The sequence below is a fragment of the Wolbachia endosymbiont of Glossina morsitans morsitans genome, from assembly GCF_000689175.1.
Lineage (GTDB): Bacteria > Pseudomonadota > Alphaproteobacteria > Rickettsiales > Anaplasmataceae > Wolbachia > Wolbachia pipientis.
Window position 1 is genome coordinate 1 of sequence record NZ_AWUH01000129.1, and the last position, 16,598, is coordinate 16,598.

General features: G+C 35.1%; 15 protein-coding genes and 1 tRNA gene. 4 read left to right on the top strand and 12 right to left on the bottom strand.

Annotated features, from left to right (window positions below; translation table 11 throughout):
* The coding region (locus WGMM_RS03180; RefSeq protein WP_038250001.1) for a hypothetical protein at positions 1-204 on the top strand (204 nt) is incomplete at its 5' end.
* Here WGMM_RS03180 and recJ read toward each other — a convergent pair.
* The 9 genes from recJ to WGMM_RS03220 form a co-directional block, all read right to left on the bottom strand.
* Complete coding sequence (recJ, locus tag WGMM_RS03185) at positions 175-1,920, bottom strand: single-stranded-DNA-specific exonuclease RecJ (protein WP_038250004.1); 1,746 nt, start codon at positions 1,918-1,920, stop codon at positions 175-177. The two genes, WGMM_RS03180 and recJ, sit on opposite strands and share 30 nt — an antisense overlap.
* Before the next feature lie 60 nt (positions 1,921-1,980).
* Positions 1,981-2,145 carry a hypothetical protein gene (locus tag WGMM_RS06725; protein ID WP_240991891.1) on the bottom strand — a complete coding sequence of 55 codons (165 nt, stop codon included), beginning with the start codon at positions 2,143-2,145 and terminating at the stop codon, positions 1,981-1,983.
* A 517-nt stretch (positions 2,146-2,662) separates the two neighbouring features.
* On the bottom strand, positions 2,663-3,922 hold the full coding sequence (locus tag WGMM_RS03190; protein WP_338062975.1) for a cbb3-type cytochrome c oxidase subunit I: 1,260 nt from the start codon (positions 3,920-3,922) through the stop codon (positions 2,663-2,665).
* A 34-nt stretch (positions 3,923-3,956) separates the two neighbouring features.
* Positions 3,957-5,252, bottom strand: a complete 1,296-nt coding sequence (locus WGMM_RS03195; RefSeq protein WP_038250007.1) for a Na+/H+ antiporter NhaC family protein — start codon at positions 5,250-5,252, stop codon at positions 3,957-3,959.
* 283 nt (positions 5,253-5,535) lie between these two features.
* Entirely contained in the window at positions 5,536-8,004 is a 2,469-nt protein-coding gene (gene lon / locus WGMM_RS03200; protein ID WP_038250010.1) for an endopeptidase La, read from the bottom strand.
* Positions 8,005-8,019: 15 nt separating this feature from the next.
* Entirely contained in the window at positions 8,020-9,297 is a 1,278-nt protein-coding gene (gene clpX, locus WGMM_RS03205; RefSeq protein WP_038250013.1) for an ATP-dependent Clp protease ATP-binding subunit ClpX, read from the bottom strand.
* The gene (clpP, locus tag WGMM_RS03210) at positions 9,297-9,923 is read right to left on the bottom strand and encodes an ATP-dependent Clp endopeptidase proteolytic subunit ClpP (protein WP_038250016.1); all 627 of its coding nucleotides are present in this window, start codon (positions 9,921-9,923) and stop codon (positions 9,297-9,299) included. Before clpP ends, clpX begins: the two co-directional genes overlap by 1 nt.
* A gap of 11 nt (positions 9,924-9,934) precedes the next feature.
* Positions 9,935-11,269: a trigger factor gene (gene tig / locus WGMM_RS03215; protein WP_038250019.1), complete on the bottom strand. Its 1,335-nt coding sequence runs from the start codon at positions 11,267-11,269 to the stop codon at positions 9,935-9,937.
* Positions 11,270-11,427: 158 nt separating this feature from the next.
* Positions 11,428-11,509, bottom strand: a tRNA-Leu gene (locus tag WGMM_RS03220).
* 140 nt (positions 11,510-11,649) lie between these two features.
* On the opposite strand from WGMM_RS03220, the gene WGMM_RS03225 reads away from it, so the two are divergent.
* Complete coding sequence (locus WGMM_RS03225; protein WP_038250023.1) at positions 11,650-12,246, top strand: BON domain-containing protein; 597 nt, start codon at positions 11,650-11,652, stop codon at positions 12,244-12,246.
* A gap of 60 nt (positions 12,247-12,306) precedes the next feature.
* Positions 12,307-13,236: a glutathione synthase gene (gshB, locus tag WGMM_RS03230; protein WP_038250026.1), complete on the top strand. Its 930-nt coding sequence runs from the start codon at positions 12,307-12,309 to the stop codon at positions 13,234-13,236.
* Here the strand turns inward: gshB and murG are convergent.
* Positions 13,221-14,252, bottom strand: a complete 1,032-nt coding sequence (gene murG / locus WGMM_RS03235; protein WP_007549072.1) for an undecaprenyldiphospho-muramoylpentapeptide beta-N-acetylglucosaminyltransferase — start codon at positions 14,250-14,252, stop codon at positions 13,221-13,223. The two genes, gshB and murG, sit on opposite strands and share 16 nt — an antisense overlap.
* A gap of 69 nt (positions 14,253-14,321) precedes the next feature.
* Here murG and WGMM_RS03240 point away from each other — a divergent pair, with 69 nt between their 5' ends.
* Positions 14,322-14,714 (top strand): hypothetical protein, encoded by a 393-nt coding sequence (locus tag WGMM_RS03240; protein ID WP_038250029.1) that lies wholly within the window; start codon positions 14,322-14,324, stop codon positions 14,712-14,714.
* Between the two features lie 5 nt (positions 14,715-14,719).
* Here the strand turns inward: WGMM_RS03240 and lpdA are convergent, their stop codons facing one another.
* Positions 14,720-16,093 carry a dihydrolipoyl dehydrogenase gene (gene lpdA / locus WGMM_RS03245; RefSeq protein WP_038250032.1) on the bottom strand — a complete coding sequence of 458 codons (1,374 nt, stop codon included), beginning with the start codon at positions 16,091-16,093 and terminating at the stop codon, positions 14,720-14,722.
* Positions 16,094-16,168: 75 nt separating this feature from the next.
* Positions 16,169-16,598 (bottom strand): IS110 family transposase (locus WGMM_RS03250; RefSeq protein ID WP_038250037.1); only part of this gene is annotated, 430 nt, incomplete at its 5' end.

Consider the following 16,598-nt stretch of genomic DNA (forward strand, 5'->3'; position numbering starts at 1 on the left):
AAAAAGCTGCTGGAGGCAAGTTTGGAAGGTGAAATAGAAAATCACTTATTAGCTGAAAGTGAAGAGAATAATCGAAGAAATGGAAAGACTTTATGGACAAGTGCACACTCACTTCTTCTTGATTTTTTGTTTTATCTTGTCTACCTATTTTGCCATTCTGCTGAACAGATACACTCAACTAATGGTCAATACATCTTCTATTAAAAATTGTACAAATTCATTGCCATTCCAGTAATTCATAGAGATTTTATCCAAAATAGCTTTAACATTACCCTGCATGATAGCAAAGCCAAGATGAGTATTTGCAGAACGAAATGCAATAGCTCTTACCATAACATTATCATCAGCAATAAAACATTTTATATGGTCAACTCCTATAACTTCAGGCTTTCTTATCTCTGCTCCTTGGATAATAAACCTTGGTTCAGGATTTCGAACTCCAAAAGGTCCCAAGCGTTGCAATTGATTCCATAAAGACAAATTTATTGCTTTAGCAGTTACTATACTATCAGCTTTTAAAGTTTTCTCATTTATAGAGTTTGAAAATCTTTCAGTAAAAAAATCATGCAAATCATTTATTTTGTCTTCTTTAATTGAAAATCCTGCCGCCATACTATGGCCACCACCTTCAATAATCAAATTTATAAACTTTGCGGAAAGGACTGCAGCACCGATATCAACTCCCAAAATTGATCTACAGCTTGCCTTTCCTATTCCATTATTTAAAGATATCACTGCTGTTGGCAAGTGAAACTGCTCCTTTAGCCTTGATGCAATTATACCAATTATTCCCTGGTGCCAATTGCCACTTATCATTATAAAATTCGCACCTGATTGGGCAGACTTTTCCGCTTGTGCTGTAGCTTCCAAGAGAGCCTCATTTTCTAACACTTTTCTTGCATTATTCAAATCTATTAATTTTAGCGCGATTGAATGTGCCTCTTCATCATCATCGGTGGAAAGCAACCTTGCACCAAGCGATGCTTCTCCAATTCTTCCTCCAGCATTTATGCATGGCCCAATACTAAACCCTAATCGAGAAACACTTGGTTTTTCAAGGATTCCCAAAGCATCAAATAAAACACGCAAGCCAACGTTTTTTCTTGTTGACATAACTTTTAATCCTTGTGAGACAAGTGCTCTATTGAGGCCTGTGATCTGCATAACATCACAGACAGTTCCCAGGGCAACCAAATCCAACAGATCAAATAAATCTGGTTCTTTTTTGTTGGTAAAAAATCCTTGCTCACGTAGGCTTTTATTAAGAGCAACAATTAGCAGAAATGACACTCCAACTGCTGCTAGGTTATTATAAGGAGAGCTCTCATCAAGGCGGTTTGGATTCACAACTGCTACGGCGCTTGGTAATTTTTCCGTACCAAGGTGATGGTCAACAACTATAATATCAAGACCAAAAGCCTTTGCATCTTCTATTGGTTGATATGCAAGCGTACCACAATCAACGGAAATACATAAATCAACTCCATTCTTTTTAAGTTGTAATAAAGCATCTGTGTTTAATCCATAGCCCTCATCAACACGATCTGGAATGTAGATTATAGAGTGTATATCGATTGCTCTCAGGTACCTGTTAATCAATGCTGACGACGTTGCACCATCAACATCATAGTCACCAAATATTGCGAGGTTTTCATCATTTTTATTGCCCGTATTATACGAGAAACACGTATACACACACACCATATCAAGAAGGTGAAAGGGATCTGGTAATAGCGATCTGATTAGTGGATATAAGAAGTCGCTTGCATTTTCTATGTTAACACCACGAGTAACCAATATTCTTGCTAATATTTCTGGTAACTCAAATCTCTGTGTAAGAGTTAAGATTTGCCTTTGATCTGCTTCTTGCAACTTCCACAATGCATTTGTTATACTGCGCTTTTCAATTTCAAGTAGCATATTCTTTCTTTGTAAATAAAACTACTTTACCAGAATTTTTAAGCTTGTTTTTTAATTGTATTAGACTTCTGCATAACCTAAACTAAGTAGAAAAAAGGTATCATCTAAGTAGCTGACACTGGTCTCCATCCAAGAGGGCAGTAGCCCCTTCGGTGTCATTCCAGCGCGTGACCAGGTCTTTTTAGCTATCATAGGATGACAAAAAAAGGAGCACTGGGATGACATCATCCTTTTTTTGGGCTTCCAGCGTCACGCGCTACCTTCCGTATAAATATTGAAAAATTTACCAAATGAAAAAAAAGGCAAAAGAAGCCCCGTGGTTAGCTAATTATTTACATTATACTTTCAAGTATGGCGTTTTTTTATTCGAAACGCTTAATAACCGCGATTTAGTTGCTTTTAAGCCGCAACTAATCTAAATTATAAACATTAAGAAATTTACTAAACAGAAAAAAAGGCAAAAGAAACCCTAGGGTAGCTAGTTATTCACTATCCACTTTTTAAATCGGCGTTTTTTGATGTTTTAAATGCTTTATAAGCGCGTTTCAGCTTATATTAGGTAAAAACCTAGAAATTTTATAAAGACATAAGATGCACATAGTGCAAAAAATTAAACATGGGACGCCAGATACGTGAATTTTTTTGTCATTTAATCTGTACAGAGAAGATAAATAAATAGCTTCAGTTTCATGATAAGGGCGCTGGGGGAATTTGTCAAGGAAGTTTTTTTTGTTTCTATGGGTCAGTTGGTACGCGCTTTGCCTTTTAACAGATGTAAAAGCACAATTATTACGAACAACATTCCACCAACAACTGATATAGCGGCACCTATAATGAAGCACGTGCGTGCTAACATTGACGAAATACTTGGCAGATCTGCAACCTTCCTTAAAGCACCATATCCACCAAGCCACACAAGGCCAGTGATATGGAGAAAATGCCCTATACTGTAGGCATAAATCTGTAATCTTACCATGGAACTTTTTATCTCTTTAAAGTTTAATTTAGGTAACATCCAGTAGACAAAATTCATAAAAGCTATAGTGATCCCAACTACAGAACCATGGTAATGAGCGGGAATCGTGACATTACCTTCAATAGTCAACACTCCGAGCACATCTCCATAAGTGAACAACAAAAATGAATGTAATAAATAGGTGCTTTTATCATTAATAAAAGTTCTGATGTTGTAGCACACTAATATTATCAAAAAGCACGGCAAAACTGCTCCAGCAATCCTCATATGCCAAGTAAAAAACTGTATTAACTTGGCACTACCAACTGGATAAACAAAATATACAAACGGTGCGCCTACAGCTAAAATCGTGTTTATAAATAGTGGTAAAATAGTAATTTTATTGTTTGAAGCTAAACTAATATCATTGGAACTTAGCATTATTAAATAGACTAAAAACATTCCTTGAGTAAAAGCAAACTGCAATAAATGTCCGCCTCCCCAAAAGAGATATTCGTAAAATAAATTATTATCTGAGTGATATAGACCTGGAGGCATATTATTATATGCTAAAACAAAGCAAAGAAATGACGATACAAGTATAATAACTAGCCCAATTTGCCCAACAGAGAGAAATGAAACCTCTTTTTTTGATGTGTATGCTAGCATTGTATTTACTAATATACTGGCAATAAATAAACTGAGTCCAAGTAAAAATAATTTGTTTTGTAATACGGGAATATAGTTACTTTTGATAACTTCAGTGTTTGGAACGAATGCGGATATAAACATGAGCAGCATCGAAAGGGTTGGTAGAACCCATGAAAAGTTAAACCAACTATTGGTATTTTGTAGGTTTATGATAAAGAGCAGAGATATTATAGAGCACATCCACACTAAAATTGACAAGTTCACGTGTATTACCAGCGCATTATCAAAAATATATTGTGCAGAAGGAACAAGAGAGGAGATAAAAGGCAATCGTAGAAAAATAACAATTATTGACAGTAACCCAGAGCAAGCAAGAGCACATACTGCCAAGAACATCCATTTTCTACAGAGCGGAGCGTTGTCTTGTATATTAAGCACAATCTTTTTTCTCAATTTTGTTCAATACAATATATAACACTGCAATAATACCTAAAATATAGCAATAGTATACGTGTGGCACGACTGCCAAAGGTGAAACTCCAGCAATAGTGCTAGCCAAAAGCAATTGAGCGCCATACGGTATTAATCCTTGAAATACACAAGAAAATATGCCTAGCCATGCTGCACTATAGTGAGGCGGTATTTCATATTTCTTAGCAATATCTCTAGCAATTTCACCGCTAAAAATTATAGCGATGGTATTATTTGCAAGTAAAATATCAAATATACTGGCTATTTTTGCAATAAATAACTGCGCTGTTTTTTGTCCACCACGTTGTATCATAACCCAAGATGAAAGTTTATCTGCAAACTCCTTAGAATTTTTACCTACTAGTCCTGAAAGCCCGCCAACCATCAATGACAGTAGCATAATTTCATGCATACTCATAAACCCCTTAGTGATGTTTTGGCTTAAAAACAATAAACCATAATTGTTGTTATTTATAAATCCAATGATTCCAGCAGAAGTTATGCTTAAAACCAATGCCGTAAATACATTTATTCCAAAGTTTGCAAGCAATATAAGTATTATGTAAGGAGTCACAAGCAATAAAGAATACTCCTTAACTGAAATAGCAGCACTATTGCTTGAGCTATAAAATAATATAATTATTGTGAATATAGAAGCAATTAGTGCCACTTTTGCATTCAGTTTTAATTTTTTCTTTATATCAGCCTTTTGAGACATAACAGATGCAATTGTAGTATCAGAGATAATAGATAAATTGTCACCAAACATTGCTCCTCCTACAACGGTTGCAACTCCTAAGGAAGGAGAAATCCCAGGTTGTGTCAGTTCAACTGCAATAGGAGCAATTGTTGCAATGGTGCCCATTGATCTACCAATAGCAGTGGATATGAAAGCTGCTACAAAAAATAATCCTATGAGTAAAAATTGTGTTGGTATAAATGAAAGAGCCAAATTAATTGTGGCATCAGCACTACCGATTGCTTTAGTTACTTTACTGAATGCACCTGCAAGTAAAAAAATGATGCACATAGTGATAATATTACGATCTCTTACCCCATCTAGAAAGGCATACATTTTTTCTTCAGTATTGCCCTTGTATAAAACCCAACCCAGAGCTATGGCAGGAACAATGGCTACCAGTGGAGATAACTGATAAAAAGTATTTGACACGCCAAGAACAGTAAAATATATACCACTCCCTACAAAAAGAAATAGGAACAGTAAAATAGGCAAAAAATTTGTAAGATAAAACATACCTCAGCTCTGATAAATGCAAATCAACTGTGATATAATTTATATTATTATAAACCACAGTTAGCACCTTGACCAATGTTTTTCTAGAAAGCAATCTACCAGAAAAGGTTTCCATGAAAAGGACTACTATAATATATCATCTACTTGAATTAAACTGGGAGATAGAATAAGTAAAAAATATGAATGACATAACAACAAAGCAAGTCATATCCTTATGGGATGCACAAGTTGGTGAATTTTTGCCGGATAAAGGAGAAATGGAGATTGATAATATTTTTTTAATCTAATGCTTCAATGTTTCCGACATAGGAAAAGTATCATCTTTACTTTCTATAGAGGAAGGCACAATATTTTGATTATCATCACCATCAATTCGAGTAGTAGGGTGCATTAAAGCAACTTTCATAACTTCATCAATATTCTTAGCAAAAACTACGTTAATCCCCTCTTTGATGCTTGCCGGAATCTCTTGCATATCTTTCTCATTTTCACTTGGTATAATCACAGTTTTGATTGATCCTCTGAGCGCTGCAAGCAATTTTTCTCTTAAGCCCCCAATAGCTAAAACTCTACCACGCAATGTCACTTCGCCTGTCATAGCAACATTTTTGTTAACTGGTATATTCGTCATAAGAGAAACAATAGACGTACATACCGCGCCGCCAGCAGAAGGGCCATCCTTTGGTACCGCACCCTCAGGTACATGCAAATGTATATCATTATTTTGGAATTTTTCGGGCTTTATACCAAAAAACAAACAATTTGATCGAATATAACTATACGCAGCTTTTATAGATTCTTGCATAACCTCTCCAAGCTTTCCTGTGTATTTTATTTCTCCCTTGCCCGGAATTAGGACTGATTCTATCATCAAAATATCACCACCTGTTTCAGTGTAGGCGAGCCCAGTTACTATTCCTACTAAACTCTCATTTTCCGCAATGCCAAAGGTATATTTACGTACCCCTAAATAATCTTGTAAATTGTCAACCCCTACGGATATTTTCTTATTTTTATCAGTCAATATTTCTTTAACTGCCTTTCTCATGAGCTTTGCAAGCTCCCTTTCCATACTCCGCACACCACTTTCACGTGTATATAAACGTATCAACTCGTATAACGCCTCATTAGTTATGTCCCATTCCTTCTGATACAAACCATGCTCCTTCTTTAACTTCGGAATAAGGTGGTGTGTAGCAATACTGATTTTTTCATCTTCAGTATACCCGGACAATTGTATAATTTCCATCCTATCACGCAAAGGATGTGGTAAATTTAAGCTGTTTGCCGTAGCTACAAACATTACACTTGAAAGATCAAACTCAACTTCCAAGTAATGATCCGTAAAGTGTTTATTGTGCTCAGTATCTAAAACCTCAAGTAATGCAGATGCAGGATCGCCACGCGAATCAGAACCCATCTTATCTATTTCATCAAGCAGAAAAAGCGGGTTGCATGAATTAGCTTTTTTCATGTGTTGAATGATTTTACCAGGCATTGAGCCAATATAAGTTTTCCTATGCCCTCGTATCTCAGACTCATCACGCACACCACCAAGAGCTATGCGAACAAAATCTCTTCCTACTGCTCTTGCCATAGACTTAGCTAAAGAAGTTTTACCAACACCTGGCGGTCCAACTAAGCCAAGTATAGGACCTTTTATCTCTTTTACTCTTTTTAATACCGCTAAAAATTCTATTATTCTATCTTTTACTTTCTCTATGCCATAATGATTTTCATCTAAGATTTTCTTAGCTGCATTTAAGTTAATTTTTGCATCTTTGTACTTTCCCCACGGCAAATCAAGTAACCAATGCAAGTAACTAGATATAACTGTAGCTTCAGGAGAAATGGGATTCATTTTCTTGTATCTCTTCAAATCAGTTATAGCTTTCTCTCTTGCTTCCTGAGAAAGCTTTGTTTCATTTATCTTTTTTTCAAATTCATTGAGTATATTCCCTTCATCACCATTCTCAAATTCGCCTAATTCTTTCTGTATAGCTTTCAATTGCTCGTTAAGGTAGTAAACTTTCTGAGTGCTTTCAACTTGCGATTTAATTGTCTTATATAAACGGTTTTGTGCGTTCAAAATACTCATTTCTCTCTCAATAAAAGCAAAAGCTTTTTTTAAACGCTCTTCTGGTTCATAAGCCTCAAGTATACTTTGTTTATCTGATACTTTTATATTTAAATGTGAAGCTACCGTGTCTACAAGTTGATCAACTTCTTTGATTTGATCAATGGAGTTAATGAAAACCTCGGGTTGATTTTTCTTGTTTAGCTTACACCAGCTATCGAACGCGTCTACAACAGACCGCCTTAAAGCCTCTAAATCAATATTGCCTTCATCTTCTTCATCTTCTTCATATTCATAATGACTGTCTAACTCTACCCTGGCTTGTAATAAAGTATGAGAGCTAATATATTCTACAACCCTTCCCCTTCTTATCCCCCGGATTATAACTTTTACAGCATTGTCAGGTAATTTTATTAACGGTTGTACAATGCTTGCTAACACACCTACTTCATAAAGATCTTCAGGCTCTGGATTATCAACAGAGCCATCTTTCTGTGCTACAAGAAAGATCTCATTTTGGTGATTACTACTACTTATTGCATACTCTAGTGCATTAACAGATTTTTCTCTGCCTATGAATAAAGGCACCATTATATTTGGAAAAATTACTACATCTCTTAAAGGTAATACTGACAATGCAGCAAAACCAGAGCTCACAGTACGTTCAATGTTCACAATATATGCCTCAAATTAATCATTAACCATTATAACATTGCCATTGTTATTATGATTAACCGTTGCTTTTCCTAATTCTACCATTTTCTTAGTGATTACTATAGTGCTACCTTCAAAGCCTCCGTTTCCAGATGTATACATAATGTCAAGCAAAAGTGACTCCAAGATAGCACGTAACATTCTTGCACCTGTTTTGTAGCTTATAGCCTTTTTAGCAATAGCTGATATTGCTTCATCTGAAAACTCAAGGTTTACTTTGCTAAACGCAAGCAATGCTTTGTACTGTTTTATTAGTGCATTCCTTGGCTCTGTCGACACATGTATTAAATCTTCATGATCCAGCTCATCTAAAACAGCAGTTATTGGAACCCGTCCTACAAATTCGAGTATTAAACCGAATTTGATTAAATCTTCAGGTTGAACATCATGTAAAGCATTTTTTTTCTTTTGCTCTTTAGACTGACTTATATCTGCTCCAAAGCCAACTGATGTTCCCTTTTTTCTCGCTTCAATAATTTTATCGAGGCCTTCAAAAGCTCCTCCACAAATAAACAGTATGTTACTAGTATCCACTTGTATAAACTCTTGTTGTGGGTGTTTTCGCCCTCCTTGTGGCGGAACATAAGCAACTGTACCCTCCATAATCTTAAGCAGAGCTTGCTGGACTCCTTCACCTGAAACGTCACGGGTTATTGAAGTGCTTTCAGATTTTCTTGTGATCTTGTCTATTTCATCTATAAACACTATACCACGCTGTGCTTTTGCAACGTCATAATTTGCAGCTTGTAATAAACGCGACAACACGCTTTCTACATCATCACCCACATAACCTGCCTCAGTTAAAGTTGTTGCATCAGCCATAGCAAATGGCACATCTGAAACTTTAGCAAGTGTTTTGGCTAGCAAAGTCTTACCAGAACCGGTGGGACCAATAAGCATTATATTTGACTTCTCGATTTCAATATCACTTATAGCATGAAATTTTACCATGGATTGACAATGGTTATACATAGCTACAGATAAAACGTGTTGCGCGTTTTCTTGACCTACAACATGCTTGCTGAGAAAGTTTTTTATATCCTCAGGTTTCTTTAGTAATAGCTTCATATCGGATATACGATCTGAATTAAAAGATCTATCTTTCTTTTGACTTATTGCTTTGTGGGATAATTCTATGCACTCATTACAAATAAACACCTTTAAACCATCCGAAGAGTTAGTAATCAATTTATCTACTTCATCTTGCGCCTTGTTGCAAAAAGAACAGTAGTGTAAATCATTATTGTTATCCATTAACCCACCTTTTGTTTAACTTTAGTATTTTCAATTTCAATATCTGTACGCTCAGCTATCACCCTGTCAATTAAGCCAATTTTCCTTGCTTCTTCAGGATCCATGAATTTATCTCTTTCCATCATTCCTTCAATTTTCTTCAGTGAATTTCCAGTATGTTTTTCATAAATTTGATTTAGTTTTTTCTTAACCCGCAAAATTTCATTAGCATGTATTTCTATATCAGTTGCTTGACCATGATAACCACCAGATGGCTGATGTATCATAATTCTTGAATGAGGTAGAGAGTAGCGCTTACCTTTTGTACCAGCTGCAAGCAATAAAGAACCCATAGACGCAGCTTGACCTATACATAAAGTTGAAACGTCTGGGTTTATATACTGCATTGTATCGTAGATCGACAAACCAGCAGTTACAACACCACCTGGTGAGTTGATGTACATACAAATGTCTTTATCGGGATTTTCCGACTCTAAAAATAAAAGCTGTGCTACTATTACGCTAGCCATGTTGTCCTCAATAGGACCTGTTACAAAAATTATTCTTTCTTTCACTAGTCTTGAATATATGTCATAAGCGCGCTCACCGCGACTAGTTTGTTCAACTACAATTGGTATAAGAGTCATACCTTTTCCTATTAAATATTACCAAACAATTCTTTTAATTCTTTCACAGAAATAACCTGCTCTTCTTTACTCACTTTTTCTATTATATAATCTGTCACTTTATACTCAAGCGCTTGCCCTCTAACTAATTCTTGAAATTGTTTATTTGATTCAAAATGCTTAAGTACTCTGTCAAACGGTACATCCTTACTGACGTATTGATTTACAATCACATTCAAAACATCATTTTGAGTTAATGATATTTTATGTTCTGCACTAAATTTCATAAATAACATAGCAAGCTTTACACGTTTTTCAGCTTCTTTACGAGAATCATTTTGAGCACCCAATTCTCCTTCCATTCTTTGTTGCTCCTGTTTTACTATGTCTGTGGGTAAATCAAAACTATAATTAGCATCCAAATAATCAAATAGCTCCTTTTTAATTAAGAGATTTCTCATTTCGGTGCATTGATCACCAATCATTTTTTTTGCATGACTTATTAGCAAAGAATAATCTTTGAACCCAATACTCTTAGCTATTTCATCATCATTTTCAAAATCTTTGGCAACCTGAATCTCATTAATTCGCACAGAAAAATCAGCTTCCTGTCCTGCAAGGGAAATGGCTTGGTAATTTTCAGGAAATTTCAACTTAAAGTTCTTTGCTTCTCCCTTTTTCATACCAGTTAATTGATCTTCAAAACCATTAATAAATGTGCCAGACCCTAAATTAACGGCAAAATTTTTGCTACTTCCACCCTGAAAGAGCTTATTCCTAATCCGCCCTTCAAAATCAATTATCAATTTATCCCCATCTTTCGCTTGGTAAGAAGCATAATCAACAGAGGCAAAATTGGGGAACTTTGTTTTGATAGAATCAATAAATTCTTTTATATCTTCCTCTTCAATCCTTGCTTCAATTTTCTTTAAGTTTATTTTGTCAAGATCTATCATCGGTACTTCAGGCATCGACTCAAAAGATAGCTTGTATACAAAATTGCCCTCCTCATTTTCTTTGCCCAGATCTGGTAATGATATAACATCAACCTTAGGATAAATGTGAGACTTGACTTCAATTTTTTTCATCAAATCACTTGAGCAATAATCAATTGTATTATTTATCACATATTCCAAAGCCTCGTTTTTATAATTTGCAACAACAAGGTCATAGGGCATCTTTCCAGCCCTAAATCCAGGTGATTTTGCATTTTCTGCTATCTCTTGCAACCTGGAATTTACCTTTTGTTTTATATAATCACTACCAACTATGATTTCATACTCATACTTTAGTTTATCTATACTAAGCTCTTTGTAGGCATATACGCTACTTACTTCGACTGTATTTTGAGGTATATTATTAGACATCATAATTCATTTATTAACATTTTAATTCATATCTTAATAGAGTCATTTTACCAGAATTTAAGTTAAACACAATCCTTAAGAACAGGTTTTTACACAAACAAAAGTGTATTTAGTGATTATAAATTTTCCCTTAAAACCTAAGTTACATGACTTTAAAGTGCGGACAGAGGGACTTGAACCCCCACGAGCAAGCTCACCAGGACCTAAACCTGGCACGTCTACCAATTCCGCCATATCCGCAAGAAATTTTCAGTACCCTATTATAGGTATTCCATTAAAAATATTCAAGGTTTAAAGTCTTACTTAATTTATGGTATTTACACAATCAAAAAAGCTTATTAACATTTCTTAATGAAAGCTCTAAACCATGAAAATCAATAATGAGATTAATAACAAGCTTCTTACTCGCAATTTTTTTGATTACACAAAGTGGTTGCACAACCCTTATAATAGGTGGTGTGGTGGCTACAGCGACAGCAACAGCAATAACAATGCAGGACAAATCCTTGGGAAATATCATTGATGATACGACTATGGTCATCAGAATTAATAAGGGGCTCTTAAAACATGGGCTATTTTCATCCATAAAGGTTAAAGTAAGTGAAGGAAGAGTATTGCTCATTGGAAGTGTTGACACTCCTGAAAAACAACTTACAGCAGAAAAAATAGCTTGGCAGCAAAAAGAAATTAAAGAAGTGATAAATGAAATAAGAGTAATACCAATTCAAATGGCTTCCATGCTAGACACCACTGTAGATGGCATGATAACAGCGGAAATAAGAACAAGACTCCTGGGAAAAAGAAATATTAAGTCAATTAATTATAGCGTTAATACGGTTGATAGAGTTGTTTATTTGACGGGTATAGCCCAAAATAAAGCGGAATTAAAAGCTGTAATAGCAATTGCAAGAAAAGTAAAGGGAGTAAAACAAGTTGTAAGTTATGTACGATACAGGTACAGTAAGTTACGCCATTAGGCAAAAATCGCTTTCAAATTATAACATTTGTACAGTTGTGACAATAGGTAGAGAACATAAATGAAAATTGCCTTTCAGATGGATGAAAATATAAATTTTGAAACTGACACTACATTCGTGCTAATAAAGGAAGCACAAAGGAGGAAGCACGAAATTTTTGTCTATGCTCCTAACAATTTAGCACTAAAGCTAAACCATCCAATTGCTCTGGCTCAGAAAGTCAGCGTTGATGATTTTAGTTTTATCTCTAAAGAGGATGTAGCAATCAACTTGAATGAAATGGACATCATATTTATCAGACAGGATCCACCCTTTGATATGCGTTATATTACAACAACATATATCTTAGAAAAAACCAGCGCATTGGTAATTAACAATCCAACAGAAATAAGAAATTGTCCTGAAAAATTGATAACTTCATTATTTCCAGAGCTAATTCCGCCAACTTTGATTACTGAAAATATATCAATGATTAGAGATTTCTACTACAACTATCAAGATATTATTCTGAAGCCATTGTATAGTTATGGAGGAAACGATGTGATAAGAATACAAGATGAGAATAGTATTCAAGTAGTAGTGGATCTCATGATAGCAAAATACGAATGCCCTGTGATTGCACAATCATTTTGTAAAAACATAGATAAAGATAAAAGAATATTGCTACTTTATGGTCAAGCAATTGGTGTAATGAAACGAATTCCAAAAATCAGTGGAGAGATCAGAACAAACATGCGACTTGGAGCAAGTTTTGAGCCCGCTCAAATGAACGATAGAAACAATGAAATATGTAACAAAATTGGTCCTGAATTAAAGAAAAGAGGGCTAATATTTGTTGGTATTGATATTATAGATGACTTCCTGCTCGAAATTAACACAACTTCACCCACGGGAGTAGTTCATATCAATAAATTGTATAATATATCGCTAGAAAAAGATCTTTGGGATGTGTTTGAAGAAAAAGCAAGCAGCCATCAACTAAACCTGTGAACAATCACCTTAACAAACTCAGTAGTCCCATTCTTTATCCCTGTTTTTTCTGTACTATTGGTCATATCACGCAATTTTTGAGAATTATTTAATAGATCAAATAGTACCTCTGTTAGATTTTTTTTTGCTTCACTATTCTGCTTAACTATTATAGCTGCTCTCGAGTCTTCAATATATTTTGCGTTATAAAATTGGTGATTATCTTTTGAGTAAGGGTAAGGAATATATATAGCAGAACGCCTAGCAAGAGTGATCTCTGCTATTGAAGTTGCTCCTGCTCTGCTAATTACCAAGTGAGCATTGGCCAGTCTATTCTCCATATCATCAAAAAATTCACTCAATTCACAATCGATCTTTTCACTTTTGTATAGACTTTTGACCTTGTTTACATTTTTCTTCGTACATTGCTGCGTCACTCTAATTTTCTTTTTCATTTTAATAGGTAAATCACAAATTACGCTGCTTACTACATCATCAAAAAAATTTGCACCTTGGCTGCCTGCTATGACCAATATATTTAGGATTTTCTCAGTGCTAGAATGGCTCTGTGCTTTTATATCAACAAAATTTCCTGTAAAAATACATTTATTGCCCTCTGCATATTTAGTCTCCGGAAAGCTGGTTGCAATTAATTTTGCACTCTTGAAAAAGAATCTATTTACTCTCCCTAAAACTGTGTTTTGTTCATGTAAAATTATAGGTATAGAAAGAACTCTTGCTGCAAGAAGAGTTGGAAAAGAAGCATAGCTACCAAAACCAATGACCGATTTTGGTTTTAATTTTCTTACTTGATACAGTGCTAACATAGAGCTGTATATCAAGAAAAGGAAAAACTTAAATTTGTTGCTGCTTGGTCTACGTAATGGTAAGGTGTAGCTTTCTATGTCGGTATTTTTATTTGTTTTTTTATCAGTGAATAATATGCAATTGTATCCTTGTGTCTTTAGTGCTTTTGCTAAAGCTATGGCCGGAAAGATATGCCCACCTGTGCCACCTGTTGCTAAAATAATATCCATCTGTAAATAATAAATCCTAGATTGTTAACTGTTATTTAACAATTTGCACGTAGAATTTTGTTAAGCGTTATGATAGTTGAGTTTAAAATGCCTAAAGGTAATAGTAAAAAAGAACCTAATGAGAAAAATAAACCTCAAGAACAAAGAGAAGGCAGAAGCGGAGGTTTTTTAGAACTGCTAAAAAATATAGTAAAAATTCTTTTCAATTCGGTCGTTGACCTACCTGAGCACGAGCAGCATAATAAAATGAAAAGCACTAATCTACAACAAGGTTTGGATACTAAAGGAAAAGGCCCAGAAGATCTTCATCCAAAGGCAAAGCTTGAAGTTAAAGAAGCAGCTAAGGGATTGAAAGAAGAGTTACAGAATTCTGATGCTGGTGGTAATCAATCTATTGAAACTAAAGTGCCTAATCAAACTACTACTCAAGACATTGACAACTCTAAAACGATGGAACGTTAGTTCAACTATTTAACATCTGCAGCAAGCACTGATTCATGTATCATCTCTGAAATGGTTGGATGAGGAAAAATCGTAGATTTTATGTCGAAGTCTGTTCCTTCTAGTTGCTTTGCAAGAGCAAAATTGCTAATTAACTCCGTTACTTCTGCACCTATCATGTGGCTACCCAGAATTTCTCCGTTTTTTTTATCTATAATCGTTTTCACTAACCCTTCAGTTTCACTGAGTGCAACAGACTTACCATTAAAGTTAGAGTGAAATTTTCCTATTTTTATATCATACCCACCTTTTATTGCCTGTTCCTCAGTAAGGCCGATGCTCGCTATTTGTGGATGAGAATAAGTGCAATTTGGTATGCATTCTTTTTTTAACGCATGAGCATTTTTACCAGCAATCTTTTCAATGCAGATCACGGCTTCATGGCTCGCTTTATGTGCTAAACATGGTGGGCCAGCTACATCACCTATTGCATACACATTTGATTCACTAGTTTCATACCATTCATTCGTTTCAATAAAGCCAGAAGGGCTTAATTTAATTTTTGTATTTTCTAAACCTATATTTTCAATATTTGCTTGAATTCCAACCGCAACAATCACCCTCTCAAATTCTTTGCTCTCACCACTACTTAGTAGCACTTGAGCAGAGTCTTTACTTTTAGTAAGAGCTTTTACGCTACTGCTTGTATATATTTCTATCCCCTGTTTTGTGAATATTTCTTGTGCTAAATCTGAAATGTCCTTATCCTCCAGCGGCAAAATAGTGCTCTTTATCTCTATGATTGTTACATCAACACCCAAAGTACTATAAAAACTTGCAAATTCTATTCCAATTGCACCAGACCCTATAATTAGTAGCGATTTTGGTAATCTCTCTGGAGTCATAGCATGCTGCGCATTCCATATTAAATCTCCATCTGCCTCTATTCCAGGCAGATTCCGTGCCCTCACGCCTGTTGCTAAAATGATATGCTTGGAAACAATTTCTTGTTCTTCCTTATCGCTAACGACTTTTATAGTACCATTGCCTGCAAGTTTACCAAAACCTTGATGAACTTTGATATTATTTTTTTTCATCAAATATGCAACACCGCTTGACAATTTATCAACAACGTTTCTTGAGTATTTCACTATTGATTGTATATCAAAATTCGCTCCCTTTACTTCTATACCAAACTCTTTTGATCTTTTTATTAGCCTATAAACCTCAGATGCTCTAAGCAGTGATTTTGTTGGTATACATCCCCAATTTAAGCATATACCGCCTAAATTTTTTTCTTTTTCCACAATTGCAGTTTTAAACCCAAGCTGTGCCGCCCTAATTGCCGCTATATAACCACCAGGACCGCTACCTATAACCGTAATATCATACTCATTCATCAGTTTTCTTCGTATTCAAAAAGATTATATATAACAGATGGAACCCATACAATCAATGGTCTGTCATCTACCGTCTTAAGAGTCAAGATAAAAGTTGTTATTTTTTATCATGGCATTTAAACAAACGATAATTTTTCTCATGACAGCAACTAATGCAACCTTAGCAGCTTTGCCAGAATCAACCAAACGCTGATAAAACGCTTTCATTTTTCTGTTGTGGCGCATAGCAACAAGAGCTGACATGTATAGTGCTTTCCTTGCGTAAAACCTGCCTCCTTTGATTTGAGCTTTGCCAACTTTTCTTCCACTTTCACTAGTTTTAGGTGCAACTCCAACTAAGCATGCAATTTCTCTATTCTCTAATCTACCAAGCTCAGGCACCTCTGTCAGTAGAACGCTCGCCGTCTTTGATCCAATACCTTTATAGCTGATTAAGAGCTCATTTTTTCCTTTCAATTCAGCTATTGCGTCTTCTATGTCTTGCCTAATTTCTTTCAATTGTTTT